The organism is Methylosinus sp. Ce-a6 (genome assembly GCF_009811655.1).
In the GTDB taxonomy this organism is placed as follows: domain Bacteria; phylum Pseudomonadota; class Alphaproteobacteria; order Rhizobiales; family Beijerinckiaceae; genus Methylosinus.
Map to the genome: position 1 here is coordinate 1 of NZ_BGJX01000018.1, position 14,311 is coordinate 14,311.

Sequence of the window (14,311 nt, forward strand, 5' to 3'; positions counted from 1 at the left end):
CCCAGCCTGGTTCGAATCATCACCGGCCAGCTTGGCACAATGATGCCGTCGGGGGCCGTCCACCCATCAGGATGAGGGGATTGTATTTGCAGGGCCGAGGCGATCAGCAGGAAACCATATGACGGGACGGTGGCGACGCTCGAAGAGGTCGTCGACATCTATGCGCGGGGCGGCCGCAAGATCGCGACGGGCCCGCACGCCGGCGACGGGGCGCTCAATCCGCTAAAGAGCCCGCTGATCGTCAAGATCGATCTGACGCCGCAGGAGAAGGCCGATCTTCTCGCCTTTTTGAAAGCGCTGACCGATGAGACGCTGCTGACGTCGCCGCGCTTCTCCGATCCTTGGACGGCGCAGGCGGCGAAGAAATGAGCGCGAGCGAGTCGCTTGACGGCGACGCGCGTCTTTCACTCTGGCGGCGATGCGTGCGAGCCTGAAAGGCTCGCAAGCCGGCGTCCGCCTCGAAAGCTACGGGACGACGAAGATCGTTCCGCTCATGTGAGAGTGCAGGCCGCAGCGAAACGCCACTTCGCCCGGACGCGCGAGGGTGACGCGGAAAGTCTCGTCCTCGTCCAGCTGCTCGGGCGAATGAAAGATTTCATCCTCGCCCATCGTTCCGATCACGGAATGGGGCGCCTGGTCGCGATTGACGAAGACGATCGTCTCGCCCGCTCTCACGGTCAGCTTTTCCGGCGCGAAAGCGAAATTCTCGATCCGCACCTCGGCCGCGTAGGAGTTGCCGAGCGCGAGCGCCGTCGAAACGAGCGCCGCCGACAAGAAAGCGCGCTGTCTCATACGAGGCAATCGATATGGCCGGGCGGCTCGGCTCCTGGGAAGATCGGCCCGCCGCGCAGCTCCGGCGCCCGCCGCGCGCGGTTCGCCTCGCCGCCTCTGTTCATCGCGCCGCTCAATTGCTGCGCAGCGCGACGAAGCGCGCGGCCTCGGCGAGCACGCCCGTCGCCTCGCCGAGCCCCGTCTCGGCGAGGGCGGCGATCGCCGCCTCGACGAGCGCGTCGCGACGCTCGCGCGCTCTGTCGAGGCCGAGCAGGCCGATCAGCGTCGCCTTGTTGCGCTCGGCGTCCTTGCCGGCGCGTTTGCCGAGCGCGGCCTCGTCGCCCTCGGCGTCGAGAATATCGTCGGCGATCTGGAAGGCGGCGCCGAGCGCATCGCCATAGCGGCCGAGCGCAGCCGCCACGGGCGCCGAAGCGCCGCCCAGAACGGCGCCGAAATCGACGCAGACGCGCAACAGCGCGCCGGTCTTCATTGCCTGGAGGCGGAGAGTTTCCGCTTGCGAGAGCGGCGTCGTCGCCGTCTCGGCCTCGAGATCGAGCGCCTGGCCGCCGACCATGCCGCCGAGGCCCGCCGCCCGAGCGAGGGCCAGAACGAGGCGGGCGCGGATTTGCGCGTCCGCATGGGTCGCCGGATCGGCCAGAACGTCGAAGGCGTAGGTGAGCAGGCCGTCGCCGGCGAGAATGGCGGTCGCCTCGTCGAAGGCCTTATGGGCGGTCGGACGGCCGCGGCGCAGATCGTCGTCGTCCATGGCGGGGAGATCGTCATGGGCGAGCGAATAGCAATGGATCATCTCGATCGCCGCGGCGGCGCGGCGCGCGCCTTCGCCTTCGACGCCGAAGAGGCGGGCGGATTCGAGCGCGAGGAAAGGCCGCAGCCGCTTGCCGCCGCCGAGCGCCACATAGCGCATCGCCTCGAGGAGCCGCGCCGGCCGGGCGATCTCGCCCGCGAGCGGCTCCGCGCCGAGCAGGGCGGCGAGCGTGGCCTCGGTCGCGCTCGCGGCTTCGTCGAGGCGGCGGCGGAAGTCTGCGTCGTCGGTCATATCTGCGTCGCCGATCATGGGACCCTTTCCCGAGAAAATCATTCCATCTGGTCCGGACCTAACAAATTTGCGATCAATTCCCAAGGGGCGAGGGGCGAGTGGGGAAGGGCCGCGCATGCGGCGGAGGCCAAAAGGAAATCGCGACTATGACGAAACTTTTGTTCGAACCTTTTCAACTCGGCGATCTGACGCTCGCCAACCGCATCGTCATGGCGCCGCTGACGCGCCGGCGCGCCACCCATGGGACCAACGCCGCCAATGCGCTGATGGCCGAGCACTACCGCCAGCGCGCCTCGGCCGGGCTCATCATCGCCGAGGCGTCGCAGATTTCCCAGCAGGGGCAGGGCTACGCCTTCACGCCAGGGATCTATTCGCCGGAGCAGGTCGCCGGCTGGCGCGAGGTGACGAGCGCCATGCATTCCGCCGGCGGCCACATCATCCTGCAGCTCTGGCACGTCGGGCGCGTGTCGCATGTCTCGCTGCAGCCGGGCGGCGGCGCGCCGGTCGCGCCATCGGCCATCGCCACGACGAAGCAGGTGGCGATAGAGACCGGCTTCGTCGATTGCTCGACCCCGCGGGCGCTCGAGCTTCGGGAAATCCCCGGGATCGTCGCCGATTATCGCAAGGCCGCCCGCAACGCCCGGGAGGCCGGCTTCGACGGCGTCGAGATCCATTGCGCCAATGGCTATCTGATCGACGAATTCTTGCGCGACGGCTCCAACAGGCGCGACGACGCCTATGGCGGCTCGCCGCAGAATCGCGCGCGCTTCGGCCTCGAGGTCGTGGACGCCGTGCTCGAGGAATGGGAGGCCGCGCGCGTCGGCGCGCGCATCTCGCCGGTCAGCCCGGTCCATGACATGTCGGACAGCGATCCGCAGAGCCTGTTCGGCTATTTCGTGGAGAAGCTCGCCGAGAAGAAGCTCGCCTTCATCCATGTGATCGAAGGCGCGACGCAAGGGCCGCGCGACATAGCGCCTTTCGACTATCTCGCGCTGCGTAAGAGCTTTCCGGGCGCCTATATCGCCAATAACGCCTACACGCGGGAGCTCGCCGAGGAGACGCTCGCGAGCGGGCGCGCCGATCTCATCGCCTTCGGCCGGCCGTTCATCTCCAATCCCGATCTCGTCGAGCGTCTGCGCCGAGGCGCGCCGCTCGCCGAGGTCGATCGCGAGACGATCTATGCGGCGGGAGCGAAAGGATATACGGACTATCCGACGCTGACGGCGTGACGCGGCAGGGCTCGTTGGCGCTCCCTTCGCCCGCTCCGCGGGAGAAGGCGGCCCTCGCGTCAGCGAGGGTCGGATGAGGGCCTCCGAGCCCGCGTGAAACAGCCGACGCTGGAGAGAACGCGCCGCGCTCGCGCCCTCATCCGACCCCGCTTCGCGGGGCCACCTTCTCCCACGAGTGGGAGAAGGGACGCGCGTCGAGAGTTCGCGAAATAAAGGCCTTATCGGGCCGGATCGCCTTATTCGGCCTTGGGCGCGCCGCCGTGCTCGTGGCCGCCGCCCTGCTCGCCGCCGCCATGGCCGCCTTGATGCATGGATTTCATGTGATCCATCATCTGCTCATGCATCTGATGCATCTCATGCATCATCTTGCAGCAGCCGCCCTCATGGCCGTCGGCGCCGTGCTCGCCGCCGTGACCTTCCTGCGGCTTTGCGCTCTCGGCGGCGGGAGGCGCGGCGGTCTGAGCCGTGGCCGCGATCGGAGCGGCGGCGACCGCCAGAGCCGCGGCCGTGATGATTGCTGTGGCGAATCTCATCTGCTTCCCCTCCTGAAACGGCCTCCACTCTCGATGTGGGGGCTCGCTCGGCCGGAGTGAATGCGGCGACTTGTCTCGTGGGCGGCGGAGCGAGGCGAATTCAGCTCTCCGGCTCGGCGACGGTCTCGCAGGAGACCGCGCGCAGGCGCTGCTCGGCGCGGTCGCGGTCGCTCGGGCGCTTGGCGAGCGAGCGCAGCAGCACGAAGCCGCGCTTCGTCGGCGAGGTCACGCGCACCTGCTGCGGCGGCGCCTCCTCGTCCTCGCCCTCGACCGCCTCGATCTGGCGCGCGTCGCCGATGAGCACGTCGATCTTGCCTTTGATCGCCGAGCGGTCGGTCACGGAATGAAAGATGCGGCCGGTTCGGGCATGGAAGGAGAGCGCGAGGAAATCGTCCGGATCGGAGTCCGCGCGCACGCGAATCAATCCTTTCGACAGATCGAAGAGGCAGACGCCCTCGGCGAAGGCCGCATCCTCGAAGGGCGTGACCTCCGCGCCGGGCAGGGCGCGCGGCAGCAGAGCGACGCCGTTCTGCGTCGTCTCGACGTTCCGCGCCGCGGCGGAAAAGCGCGCGAAGGCGTTGCGCGGCGCGACCTCCGGCATCAGCAGCACGGAGACGATGTGAACGGAGCCCGCGACGCAGACGGTCGCGAGCGCCCAGGGCAGCCAGTCGAGATAGTCGCGGGAAAATTTCATGCGCAATGGAGCTTCACGATCTTCGGAAATGTCGCGGGATCGGGGGCGGACTCGACGTCGAGCGGCGTGTCGTAGAGGCGCAGAACCAGCATGAAAGGCTCTCGTGCGACCGGCAGCCAATTGCCGGGACGCGCCTGCGCGCCGATCTCGATCTCGAAGGCGCCGCCCTCGCGCCGCGCGATTTCGCTCGAGGTGAAGGCGTAGCGAGCGGCGGGATTGTCGATGAGCCGGCCTGCGGCGCTCACCGCGCCGAGCGTCCAGAAGCGCGCTGCGGGCGCCGTGTCCGCGACGCGATAGTCGCAGCGTCCATCGAGCGGCGCGCCGCTCGAATCGGCCGGGGCGAAAAAGGCGAGGCCCTCGTCGCGGCCGAGCGGCGCCTCGCCCGAGCGCGCGAGCACGGCGCGCGCGTAAGGAGAGATGTCGGCGCCGCCATGTCGCGGCCATGCGGTCCAGGGTCCGGCGTGCAACGCGCCGAAGCCGCGGCCGAGGCCGAGCGAGACGGCGGTCATGGCGAAGCCGAGCAGAAGGCCCGCGATCATCACGGCGAAGGCTCTGATGTAGTTTGTCATGGCTGCTCAGCGCCGCTCGACGCGCTTATCGGCGGAGGGCGCCTCCGATGTCTCGGAGGCGGGTCTGGCGTCGTCGCGCTTCATTTTCGTTTCGATCTGTCCGAGCGCCTCCAGAGCGCCGCGCGACAGCGCGGCCGGCCGCGCCGGCGCGCCGAGCTCGACGATCTTGGGCTGGGCGGCGGCCGCGGCCGCGAGGGTCGCGGGCGAAGCAAGGCCGCGGATCGGCTTGATGGCGATTCCTTGATGAGCAAAGGCCATGATGTCGTGCCACGTCTTCGCCGGCAATGTGCCGCCGGTCATATTGTTCATCGCGTCGTTGTCGTCGTTTCCATACCACACGCAGCCGCCCATGTTGCCCGTGTAGCCGCAGAACCAGGCGTCCTTGTAGCCATTGGTGGTCCCGGTCTTGCCGATGACGTCGACGCCGGGGCCGAGCTGCGCTCTGCCGCCCGTGCCCTCGTCGACGACGCGCTTCATCATCGTGTCGAGCTCGGCGACTTTCTCGAAGGGCACGACCTGCTCCTGCGGCGGCGCGTCGCGATCATGCTGATAGAGAATATCGCCGCGGCTGTTGCGCGCCTCCACGGCGGCGTAGGGAATGGTCTTCTTGCCGCCATTGGCGAAAGCGGCGTAGCCGGCCGCATGTTCGAGGAGGATCACATCGCTCTGCCCGACGGGCAGAGAGGGCGTGTCCTCGAGCGGCGTGGTGATGCCGAGGCGTCGGCACGTGTCGATGATCTTGGCGCGGCCGGCGTGCGAATCGCCATTGCCGATGGCGATCGACAGTTGAATGGCGATGGTGTTGAGCGATTTGGCGAGCGCCAGCGAGAGCGGCAGCGAGCCGGCGTAGCCGCCGCTGTAATTATGGACGCAATAATTGCCGATGCAGGTCGGGCGGTCGGTGACGACCGTCGTCGGCTTGAATTTATTGGTCATCAGCGCGGTCAAATAGACATAGGGCTTGAAGGAGGATCCCGGCTGGCGCAGCGCCTCCGTCGCGCGGTTGAACTGGCTCGCGCCATAATCGCGCCCGCCGACCATAGCGCGCACCGCGCCGTCGAGATCCATGAAGGCGGAGGCGCTCTGCTTCGCATGGTAGGCGCGTCCGCTCTCGCGCAGATTCTCCTCGACCACCTCGTCGGCGCGCTTCTGCACATTGGGATCGAGCGCGGTGCGGATCGTCAGCACGCGATCGTCGCCGAACTTGCCGGCCTCGGAGAGACGCTGCGCCTCCTTGAAGGCGAAGTCGAGATACCAGTCCGGGCTCTGGTCGCGCTTGCGCTCCATCGGCGTCGCCGGATTGCGCTGCGCGGCGACGATCTGGCTCTGCGTCATGAAGCCGGCGTCGACGAGATTGTCGAGCACGTCATTGGCGCGGGCGCGCGCGGCGGGCAGATTCACATGCGGAGCATATTTGGTGGGGGCCTTGAAGAGGCCGGCGAGCATGGCCGCTTCCGCGAGCGAGACGTCGCGCACGGATTTGCCGAAATAGAATTCCGCCGCCGCCTGAATGCCGAAGGCGCCGCCGCCCATATAGACGCGGTCGAGATACAGCTTCAGTATTTCCTGCTTGGTGAGGCGCTGCTCGAGCCAGAGCGCGAGAAAGGCCTCGTTGATCTTGCGCGTGATGGTGCGCTCATTGGAGAGGAAGACATTCTTGGCGAGCTGCTGCGTGATGGAGGAGCCGCCCTGCACCACGCCCGCGGAACGCGCATTCACCGTGAGCGCGCGGCCGGTGCCGACGACGTCTATGCCGAAATGCTCGTAGAAACGGCGGTCCTCGGTCGCCAGCACCGCCTTGATGACAAAATCGGGATATTGGTCGAGCGGCACCGCGTCATCGTGCTTGATGCCGCGCTGTCCCGCCACCGCGCCATAGCGATCGAGGAAAGTGATGGAGAGGTCCTGCTTCTTCAGCCAATCGTCGCTGGTCATCCGCATGGCGGAGACCGACAATGCGAGCGCGACGACGCCGCCGCCGAGCGCGAGCGTAAGCGTTTCGCAGCCCGCCTCCACCGCCGCCCGGCGCAGGCCGCGCATCTGGAAACGGTTCATGAAGGCCGAGAAATTTTCGTAGGTCTCGCGGGCGCCGCGGCTCGAGTCGAAGAGGCAGGAGTCGATATAGGCGTCGAGCGCCAGCAGAAGCCTTGCCGCCCGCTTGTATAAGCGCGAGGATCGAATAGGTTCGAGCAATTGCGCCGCTCCCTTTGGCCCATCCGGGCATCATGCGAACCGGGAGCGGATGATAGCACTCCTCGAGCCGCCTTGACGATGGTCGGGCCGGCACGATGAATAAAGCGCGCGCTGCGCCCGGGACGAGGGTCGAAAACAGAGTATGGCGACAAAGGGAGACAAAGAGACGGGCGAGCCGTTCTGGACGAAGCCATTGGGCGAGTTGACGCGGTCGCAATGGGAGAAGCTCTGCGACGGGTGCGGGCGCTGCTGCCTGGTCAAGCTCGAGGATGAGGACAGCGGGGAAATCTATCACACGAGCGTCGGCTGCGACCTTTTGGACGGCGACACCGGACGCTGCCGAGACTATGCGGGCCGCCAGAGCAAGGTGCCGGACTGCGTGCGGCTGACCGTGAAGGCGCTCGAGGCGATCGCCTGGCTGCCGCCCACCTGCGCCTATCGCCTGCGCGCCGAAGGCAAGCCGCTGCCCGACTGGCATCCGCTCCTGACCGGCGATCCCGACAGCGTGCGCGAAGCCGGCGTCTCCGTGCGCGGCCGCGTGGCGGCGCGGGAGGAGGAGGTGGAGACCGAGGATCTGCCCAATTTCATCGTGCTGTGGCCCAAGCGCTGGCCGCGGCGCAAGAAGGGGCGGGTGGCGTGAGGCGCGCTTGCGGCGCATTCGATATCGATGATATTGCATACGAGCTTCGAGAGGCCGCGCCATGTCCAAGACCACGACGATGACCGTCCGCGTCAGCGGCGCTTTGAGCGATTTCGTCGCTGCGAATGTGGGCGAGAACGGCTCCTACGAGAATGTCAGCGAATATATCCGCGATCTCATTCGCCGCGATAAGGAGCGGGCGGAGAAAGACGCTTTCGAGCGGCTGAAAGCCGAGCTCGCTCATGCGTTCGCCACGCCGGAAGCCGCTTATGCGACGCTGTCCGCGGATGAGGTGATCGCGCGAAACCGGAGCTGACCGTCTCTTTTCGTCTCGACGAGATCTATCGATACACGCGGGACCGCTGGGGAAACGAGCAGGCGGATCGCTACATTCGCGGACTCTTCGACGCCTTCGACAAGATCGAGACGCATGGGGAGATGTCGAGGCCCGTTCCGGCGGAGTTCGGCGTCGATGGGTTTTTCTTTCGATACGCGCGGCATGTCGTCTATTGGCGAAGGCTGTCGAACGGCGACATCCGAGCGCATGCATCAGATCGATCGTTTCCGCGACGATTTTCGCGCCTGAGCAGATATGTGAAAATATTCCTTGACTGTGGGACGCTGATCCTATAGACAAGTCCCATGCTCCACAATTGCGCTTGGCGCGAGGGAAGGCGGGGCCCGAGATTGGACCGCGAGCCTTCACGATCACCAGCAACGCTAGCGCGCGTAGGCTGCCCGCGCGTGACAAAGCCTTCGCGAGCTTCGACGAAGCTCTGAAGAAGTTTGCGCGGCATAAGCCGTCAGTTGGACCTCCCGCGGGCGAAAAGAAGCCTCAGCCTAAGAAATTGTAAAGGCAATGTGTGAAGCCAAGCACGAAACGAAGACGAAAGTCGATCAGCTCATCGACGCGATCGATAAGTTGGCCAACCTTTTCGATAAATCTATTGAGAGCAAGGCGACCGTTAGTCCGCAAGTCTCAACAGAGACGCCTGAAAAGAGACGTTAGGAACCTGCTTCGCCGTTCCAGTAACATTGGCCGACGTGTCTGTAGCCGCCCCTCGCATTTGCCGACCTCCGACTATTAAAACAGTAGGCAGCCTAGGTAATTCTCGCGTGGTTGGTCAAATACGCAACCACTCCTTTTGCGCATAGCATGGAGGCCGACGCATGGCGCGCAAGCAGGACGCGCTCTCGCCCGACACCGTCGCGCAGGCGAAGCTTCTCTATGACGCCGGCGTCACGCCGCTCGCCGAGGTGCGGGCGATGCTCGGCATGAATGAGCGCGCATTCCGCAGCTTTCGTGAAAGCGAGGGATGGCGTTTGCGGCCTTCGCCGATCAGGCGCAAGAGCGGCGCGCCGGCGCTGGCGCGGGAGAGCGCTCCGCAGGAGCCGACCGAGAAGGAGCCGACCGAGAAGGAGCCGATCAAGAGCGACTCGCGCGGCCTCATCGCGCGGCTCGAAGAAGCGGTGGAGCGGGAGTTCCTCCGCGCCGAAGCGATGCTCGCGACCGGCGGCGCCAAGGCGGCGCCGAAGACGATGGAGACGAGCGCGCGGGTGCTCGCGAGCCTCGTGCGCAGCCTCGCCGAATTGAAGCGCATGAATCGAGACGCCGGCGCGGCGCGAGAGGAGGACGGGCGTGGCAAAGACGCTTTCGACGACGAGCCTCCCCGCCGATTGGCCGAACTCCGCGAGGAGCTTGCTCGCCGCCTCGAGCGCATGTGCGGCGAAGGGACGGCTCGATGAGCTGATCGCAGGACTTTCCGCGCGCGAGATCGCGACGCTGCTTTCCGATTGGGAGTTCTGCGCGCGCGAGGATCAATGGCCGCCCTTGCTCGCCGGCGATGGCGCGCCTTGGCGCGTGTGGCTGATATTGGGCGGACGCGGCGCCGGCAAGACGCGCGCCGGCGCCGAATGGGTGCGCGCCGTCGCGCGCGGACGCCCGCAATTTGCGCCGCGGCCGCTGTCGCCCATCGCGCTCGTCGGCGAGAGCGCCGCTCATGTGCGCGATGTGATGATCGAGGGCGTCTCCGGAATTCTCGCCGCGCATGAGCGAAGCGAGCGGCCTTTGTGGGAGCCCTCGCGCAAGCGCCTCACCTTCGACAATGGCGTCGTCGCGCAGGCTTTTTCGGCGGAAGATCCCGACAGCCTGCGCGGCCCGCAATTTTCCGCCGCCTGGTGCGACGAGCTCGCCAAATGGCGCTACGCCGAGGAGAGCTGGGACATGCTGCAATTCGGACTACGCCTCGGCGAATGGCCGCGCCAGATCGTCACCACGACGCCGCGGCCCATTCCTTTGCTGAAGCGGCTGATGAGCGAGAGAGGCGTCGTGACGACGCGCGCGACGACGCGGCAGAACGCCGCCAATCTCGCGCCCTCCTTTCTCGAGAGCGTCGTCGCGCAATATGCCGGCACGCGATTGGGCCGCCAGGAGCTCGACGGCGAAATCGTCGAAGAGCGCGCCGACGCGCTGTGGTCGCGCGAGATGTTGGAGAGCGCCCGCGTCGCCGCGTCGCCGCCGCTCGAGCGTATCGTCGTCGCCGTCGATCCGCCGGCCTCCTCGACCAAGCGCGCCGATCGTTGCGGCATCGTCGCGGCGGGGATCGCGAATGAAAGCCTCTTCGTGCTCGAGGATGGAACGCTCGAGGCGGCGCGTCCGGCGCAATGGGCGCGCGCCGCGGTGGCGCTCTATCACAGGATAGAGGCCGATGCGCTGATCGCCGAGGTCAATCAGGGCGGCGAGATGGTGCGCGCCGTCATTCATGAAGCCGACCCTTCCGTGCCGGTGAAGGAGGCGCGCGCGACGCGCGGCAAATATTTGCGCGCGGCGCCCGTCGCGCAGCTCTATGAGCAGGGCCGTGTGCGCCATGTCGGCGCCTTTCCGCAACTCGAGGATGAAATGTGCGATTTCGGAACCGACGGCCTCTCCTCGGGGAGAAGTCCCGATCGACTCGACGCGTTGGTGTGGGCCGTTCATGCGCTGGCGCTGGGCCCACGCGCCAGCGAGCCACGAATGCGGAGATTGTGAAGGAGGCAATAGGCAATAGGCAATAGGAAGTCGCCAGTCGCCAGTCAAAGTAACCACTGCCTATTGCCGAATGCCACTCCCTATCGCCGATCGCCCGCCGCCCATTTCAAAAACGGAATCTTCAATGCCCTCATTCCTCTCCCGCCTGTTCGGCGCGCGCGCGCCGGAGCAGAAGGCTTCGCGCGCCATGCTCTCGCTGCATTCCATGGGCGCGCCGCAATGGACGCCGCGCAACGCTGTCGCGCTGACGCGCGCGGGCTATGAGCGCAACGCCGTCTGCTATCGCGCCGTGCGCATGGTGGCGGAAGGCTGCGCCTCCATTCCCTGGCTCGCCTATGAAGGGCGCGTCGAAAATCCCGAGCATCCGCTGCTGCGGCTGATCGAGCGGCCCAATCCGTCCGATACGAGCGTCTCCTTCATCGAGGCGCTCGTCTCCAATCTTCTGCTCTATGGCAACGCCTATGTGGAAGGCGCTTTCGTCGACGGACTGCTGCGCGAGGCCTATTGCCTGCGTCCCGATCGCATGAGCGTCGTCGCGGCGCGCAATGGCTGGCCCGCGGCCTATGTCTATTCGGCGGGCGGCGACAGCGTGCGTTACGAGCTGCAGGGCCGCGGCGTCGAGCCGATCCTGCATATTCGCTTGTTCAATCCGCTCGACGATGTTTACGGATTCGCGCCGCTCGCCGCCGCGCAGACGGCGCTCGACACGCATAATGCGGCGAGCTTCTGGAACAAGGCGCTGCTCGACAATAGCGCGCGGCCTTCCGGCGCGCTGGTCTATGCGGGGCCAGACGGCGGGCATCTCACCGACGAGCAGTTCGAGCGATTGAAGCAGGAATTGGAGGAGAATTTCTCCGGCGCCTTCAACGCCGGGCGTCCGCTGCTGCTGGAAGGCGGGCTCGACTGGAAGGCGCTGTCGCTCTCCCCGAAGGACATGGATTTTTCCGAGACGAAAGCCTCCGCCGCGCGGGAGATCGCGCTCGCCTTCGGCGTGCCGCCGCTGCTCATCGGCCTGCCGGGTGACAATACGTTTCGCAATTACGAGGAGGCCAATCGCGCCTTCTGGCGCCAGACAATCATCCCGCTCGTGCAACGCTTGCAGAAGGCGTTTCACGCCTGGGCGCAGCCCGGCTTTTCGCCCTTCCGCCTCGATTACGACGCCGACCGCATCGACGCTCTGGCGAAAGAGCGGGCGCTCGAATGGAGCCGCATCGGCGCCGCCGCCTTCCTCACCGTGGACGAGCAGCGCGAGGCGGCGGGCTACGGCCCGATGGGGAAGCGGGTGAAATATTCGCCGGATCAGCCGCGCGTTTCCGCCGGCTCGCCCGAGGGCGGGCAGTGGACGAGCGGCGATGGGAGCGGCGGCGGCGACCTCGCGCAGGTCGCGCTGAACACGATCGCCAATGTCGTGAGCGACGCGGGCGGGCTCGTTACGCAGATCGCCGATTTTATCGATCTGCGGGATGAGGAAGGGAATGGCGGACACGCCATCAGCGAGCATGTCGGCAAGAGCGATGAGTATTTGATACGGCGTCTCCAGAGCATGCGCTTTCAATTGGGTCTGATCGACCTCGCGCCGCGTGTCGGTTCGTTCCCTTCGCTCGAAGCCGCGCAAAAGCTCGTCAATTCGACGATCGCGCAAAATCAGGAAATTGTCGATCTCGTCGCGAGCGGCGAACTCGGCGTGACCGAACCCAAACGGATCAATGGCTGGTTCAATTCGCCCACGGGCAAGGAAGCCTATGTCCCTAGCGTTCGGGGGCGGCCAGAAATTCGCGACACATGGGGCGTTGCCGTGGCCTTGAGGCACGATGTAACATCGCCGCACGGATATAGAGTGCAATCCGCTTTCCCCGCCAACCGATAGAGCGCGCGCATGACGATCCCCGACGCCTTCAACGAAATCGCCAACTCCTTTCACCAAGACACCTTTCTGTTTCATAACTCGTTGGACAGCGCGATACGTGGGAGCATCTCCGAGTTGACGCCCGAGCAGATGCGGATCGCGAAGGATTATCTCGACGAATTGTTGAGTGGAAAATATAGCCGCGAGCAGCTCATTGACATTTGGTCGAAGAGCCCCGCCGGATCCGGCGGCTTCGGCATGCCGGCCCCTGCCGAGAAATTTCTCGGCCTGATACGCGCCGCGCTCGAAACTTCGCTCGCGTCGCGCGAAACAGAGTAGCTATCCAAGAGGCTCGCGGATGGGCGCCTGGGCTTCAAGAATAAGGCGCCGCTCGACAATTGTGGCGCAGGCGCGCACGGGCTCGCGCGAAACCGCGCTCGCCTTCGGCGTGCCGCCGCTGCTCATCGGCCTGGCGGGCGACAATACGTTCCGCAATTGCGAGGAGCAGCCGCCAACCAACAAGCTCGTCGATGCGTCTCGCTCGCGACCCGATCTGCTCGCTGTGAGCCGACCCGCCTTGCGCTGAACGACATCACATCGCTCTAGGACCGAGAGGCCCAGGGCGAATTTCGGGGCGACGACCACGCTCGCGCGGTCGTCGCTCTTTGCGTTTCATAGGTCCGCCATGTCCGAGATCGTCACCTCCATCATCGAGCGCGGCGATCTCGCCCATCTCGCGCTTTTCCTCTGGGCGAGCGCGGCGACGCTGTTCGCGCTGCGCGCATTGCGCGAGCTCGGCGGCTCGACGCGCCGGCTCGATGCTTTCGTGCGCGAGCTCGCACGCTTCAACCGCCGCTATGGGAGCGAGTGAATGAGTCTTTCCGCCTTACCTCTTCGCTTTGTGAAGCGTCGCGCGCCGCGCAGGCCGCCGCGCGTCGAGGCCGAAATCGTGTTCAAGACATTCGTGCGCGCATTGGAGCGTCTGCGCGAGGCGCCGCGCGGCGGCGGCCCTGCGGCGATCGGCGCGACGCGGGAGAAAGCCTGATGGCGCAAGCTTTGAAGCGAGACATGCACGTCGCGAGCCAGAGGCTGGAGACGAAGCGCGCGCCGCTGCCGGCGGCTATCGGCGCCGATGGGACGTTCGAAGGCTACGCGAGCCTGTTCGACGTGCGCGACACTTGCGGCGACATCGTCGCGCCGGGCGCATTCGTCGCGAGCCTTCGCCGACGCGGCGCCGCGAGCGTCAAAATGCTGTGGCAGCATCGCGCCGACGAGCCGATCGGCGTGTGGACCGAGATCGTCGAGGATGCGCGCGGCTTGAAAGTGCGCGGGCGGCTCGACCTCTCCGTCGGGCGGGCGCGCGAGGCCTTGTCGTTGATCCGCGCCGGCGCGCTCGACGGGCTGTCGATCGGCTTTCGCACGCTGCGCGCGGCGAGCGATCCCAAGACCGGCGCGCGGCGATTGCTCGAGATCGATCTCATCGAGATTTCGATCGTCACCTTTCCCGCGCTGCCGCAAGCGCGCATCGGCGCGGCGCCCTTTTCAGCCGCGGCGCCGCGGCACGCCGCCGTAGAGTTCGGCCAAAAGCTCGCGCGGCTGCGCATGCAGAGCGCCGCGAGAAGCTTCGAGACGAGGCTGCGGCGCGCGTCGATTGCGTTCGATCGGCGCTAGCGTTTCCAGCCGAAGTGGACGCCGGTTCGGCGTCCGCAAACGCGTGTCTCGGCCTTCGCCGCATGCGGCGCATGCGGCGA

Annotated in this window: 19 protein-coding genes and 1 pseudogene; 14 read left to right on the forward strand and 6 right to left on the reverse strand. The window is 66.4% G+C overall.

The features are described from left to right. The first annotated feature begins 129 nt into the window (after nucleotides 1–129). Nucleotides 130–369: a hypothetical protein gene (locus Mspo_RS12275; protein ID WP_244613409.1), complete on the forward strand. Its 240-nt coding sequence runs from the start codon at nucleotides 130–132 to the stop codon at nucleotides 367–369. 96 nt (nucleotides 370–465) lie between these two features. Here Mspo_RS12275 and Mspo_RS12280 read toward each other — a convergent pair whose 3' ends face one another. Continuing rightward, complete coding sequence (locus Mspo_RS12280; protein ID WP_159730141.1) at nucleotides 466–792, reverse strand: cupredoxin domain-containing protein; 327 nt, start codon at nucleotides 790–792, stop codon at nucleotides 466–468. A 112-nt stretch (nucleotides 793–904) separates the two neighbouring features. Further along, nucleotides 905–1,828 (reverse strand): polyprenyl synthetase family protein, encoded by a 924-nt coding sequence (locus tag Mspo_RS12285; RefSeq protein ID WP_244613411.1) that lies wholly within the window; start codon nucleotides 1,826–1,828, stop codon nucleotides 905–907. 146 nt (nucleotides 1,829–1,974) lie between these two features. Here Mspo_RS12285 and Mspo_RS12290 point away from each other — a divergent pair, with 146 nt between their 5' ends. Continuing rightward, nucleotides 1,975–3,057, forward strand: a complete 1,083-nt coding sequence (locus Mspo_RS12290; RefSeq protein ID WP_159730144.1) for an alkene reductase — start codon at nucleotides 1,975–1,977, stop codon at nucleotides 3,055–3,057. A 236-nt stretch (nucleotides 3,058–3,293) separates the two neighbouring features. Here Mspo_RS12290 and Mspo_RS12295 read toward each other — a convergent pair whose 3' ends face one another. The 4 genes from Mspo_RS12295 to Mspo_RS12310 all read right to left on the reverse strand — a co-directional run bounded on the left by Mspo_RS12295 (nucleotide 3,294) and on the right by Mspo_RS12310 (nucleotide 7,046). After that, entirely contained in the window at nucleotides 3,294–3,590 is a 297-nt protein-coding gene (locus tag Mspo_RS12295; protein WP_159730146.1) for a hypothetical protein, read from the reverse strand. Between the two features lie 100 nt (nucleotides 3,591–3,690). Continuing rightward, a complete protein-coding gene (locus Mspo_RS12300) occupies nucleotides 3,691–4,284 on the reverse strand; it encodes a DUF1254 domain-containing protein (protein WP_159730148.1) in 594 nt (197 codons plus the stop codon). Continuing rightward, nucleotides 4,281–4,853 (reverse strand): DUF1214 domain-containing protein, encoded by a 573-nt coding sequence (locus Mspo_RS12305; protein ID WP_159730150.1) that lies wholly within the window; start codon nucleotides 4,851–4,853, stop codon nucleotides 4,281–4,283. The genes Mspo_RS12300 and Mspo_RS12305 overlap by 4 nt, the downstream gene beginning before the upstream one ends. 6 nt (nucleotides 4,854–4,859) lie before the next feature. After that, nucleotides 4,860–7,046, reverse strand: a complete 2,187-nt coding sequence (locus Mspo_RS12310) for a transglycosylase domain-containing protein (RefSeq protein ID WP_244613413.1) — start codon at nucleotides 7,044–7,046, stop codon at nucleotides 4,860–4,862. Nucleotides 7,047–7,188: 142 nt separating this feature from the next. On the opposite strand from Mspo_RS12310, the gene Mspo_RS12315 reads away from it, so the two are divergent. From Mspo_RS12315 to Mspo_RS12365, 12 genes and pseudogenes are all read left to right on the forward strand, one after another. Continuing rightward, nucleotides 7,189–7,686 carry a YcgN family cysteine cluster protein gene (locus tag Mspo_RS12315; RefSeq protein WP_159730152.1) on the forward strand — a complete coding sequence of 166 codons (498 nt, stop codon included), beginning with the start codon at nucleotides 7,189–7,191 and terminating at the stop codon, nucleotides 7,684–7,686. A gap of 61 nt (nucleotides 7,687–7,747) precedes the next feature. Continuing rightward, entirely contained in the window at nucleotides 7,748–8,002 is a 255-nt protein-coding gene (locus Mspo_RS12320; RefSeq protein WP_159730154.1) for an addiction module antitoxin, read from the forward strand. Nucleotides 8,003–8,025: 23 nt separating this feature from the next. Beyond that, entirely contained in the window at nucleotides 8,026–8,319 is a 294-nt protein-coding gene (locus Mspo_RS20290) for a type II toxin-antitoxin system RelE/ParE family toxin (RefSeq protein ID WP_368854808.1), read from the forward strand. A 537-nt stretch (nucleotides 8,320–8,856) separates the two neighbouring features. After that, complete coding sequence (locus tag Mspo_RS12330) at nucleotides 8,857–9,432, forward strand: hypothetical protein (protein WP_159730156.1); 576 nt, start codon at nucleotides 8,857–8,859, stop codon at nucleotides 9,430–9,432. Then, on the forward strand, nucleotides 9,386–10,714 hold the full coding sequence (locus Mspo_RS12335) for a DNA-packaging protein (RefSeq protein ID WP_159730287.1): 1,329 nt from the start codon (nucleotides 9,386–9,388) through the stop codon (nucleotides 10,712–10,714). The genes Mspo_RS12330 and Mspo_RS12335 overlap by 47 nt, the downstream gene beginning before the upstream one ends. A gap of 124 nt (nucleotides 10,715–10,838) precedes the next feature. Further along, a pseudogene (locus Mspo_RS12340) lies at nucleotides 10,839–11,990 on the forward strand (phage portal protein); the annotation flags it as partial. Further along, nucleotides 11,985–12,581, forward strand: a complete 597-nt coding sequence (locus Mspo_RS19925) for an RNase A-like domain-containing protein (RefSeq protein ID WP_244613426.1) — start codon at nucleotides 11,985–11,987, stop codon at nucleotides 12,579–12,581. The pseudogene Mspo_RS12340 and the gene Mspo_RS19925, both read left to right, overlap by 6 nt. A gap of 9 nt (nucleotides 12,582–12,590) precedes the next feature. Continuing rightward, nucleotides 12,591–12,899 carry a hypothetical protein gene (locus tag Mspo_RS12345; RefSeq protein ID WP_159730160.1) on the forward strand — a complete coding sequence of 103 codons (309 nt, stop codon included), beginning with the start codon at nucleotides 12,591–12,593 and terminating at the stop codon, nucleotides 12,897–12,899. Between the two features lie 61 nt (nucleotides 12,900–12,960). Next, the gene (locus tag Mspo_RS12350) at nucleotides 12,961–13,146 is read left to right on the forward strand and encodes a hypothetical protein (RefSeq protein ID WP_159730161.1); all 186 of its coding nucleotides are present in this window, start codon (nucleotides 12,961–12,963) and stop codon (nucleotides 13,144–13,146) included. 99 nt (nucleotides 13,147–13,245) lie between these two features. Beyond that, nucleotides 13,246–13,431, forward strand: a complete 186-nt coding sequence (locus Mspo_RS12355) for a hypothetical protein (RefSeq protein WP_159730163.1) — start codon at nucleotides 13,246–13,248, stop codon at nucleotides 13,429–13,431. Then, nucleotides 13,432–13,605 carry a hypothetical protein gene (locus tag Mspo_RS12360; protein WP_159730165.1) on the forward strand — a complete coding sequence of 58 codons (174 nt, stop codon included), beginning with the start codon at nucleotides 13,432–13,434 and terminating at the stop codon, nucleotides 13,603–13,605. Then, nucleotides 13,605–14,231, forward strand: coding sequence for an HK97 family phage prohead protease (locus Mspo_RS12365; protein ID WP_244613421.1), 627 nt, complete (start codon nucleotides 13,605–13,607; stop codon nucleotides 14,229–14,231). Before Mspo_RS12360 ends, Mspo_RS12365 begins: the two co-directional genes overlap by 1 nt. The last annotated feature ends 80 nt before the right edge of the window (nucleotides 14,232–14,311 follow it).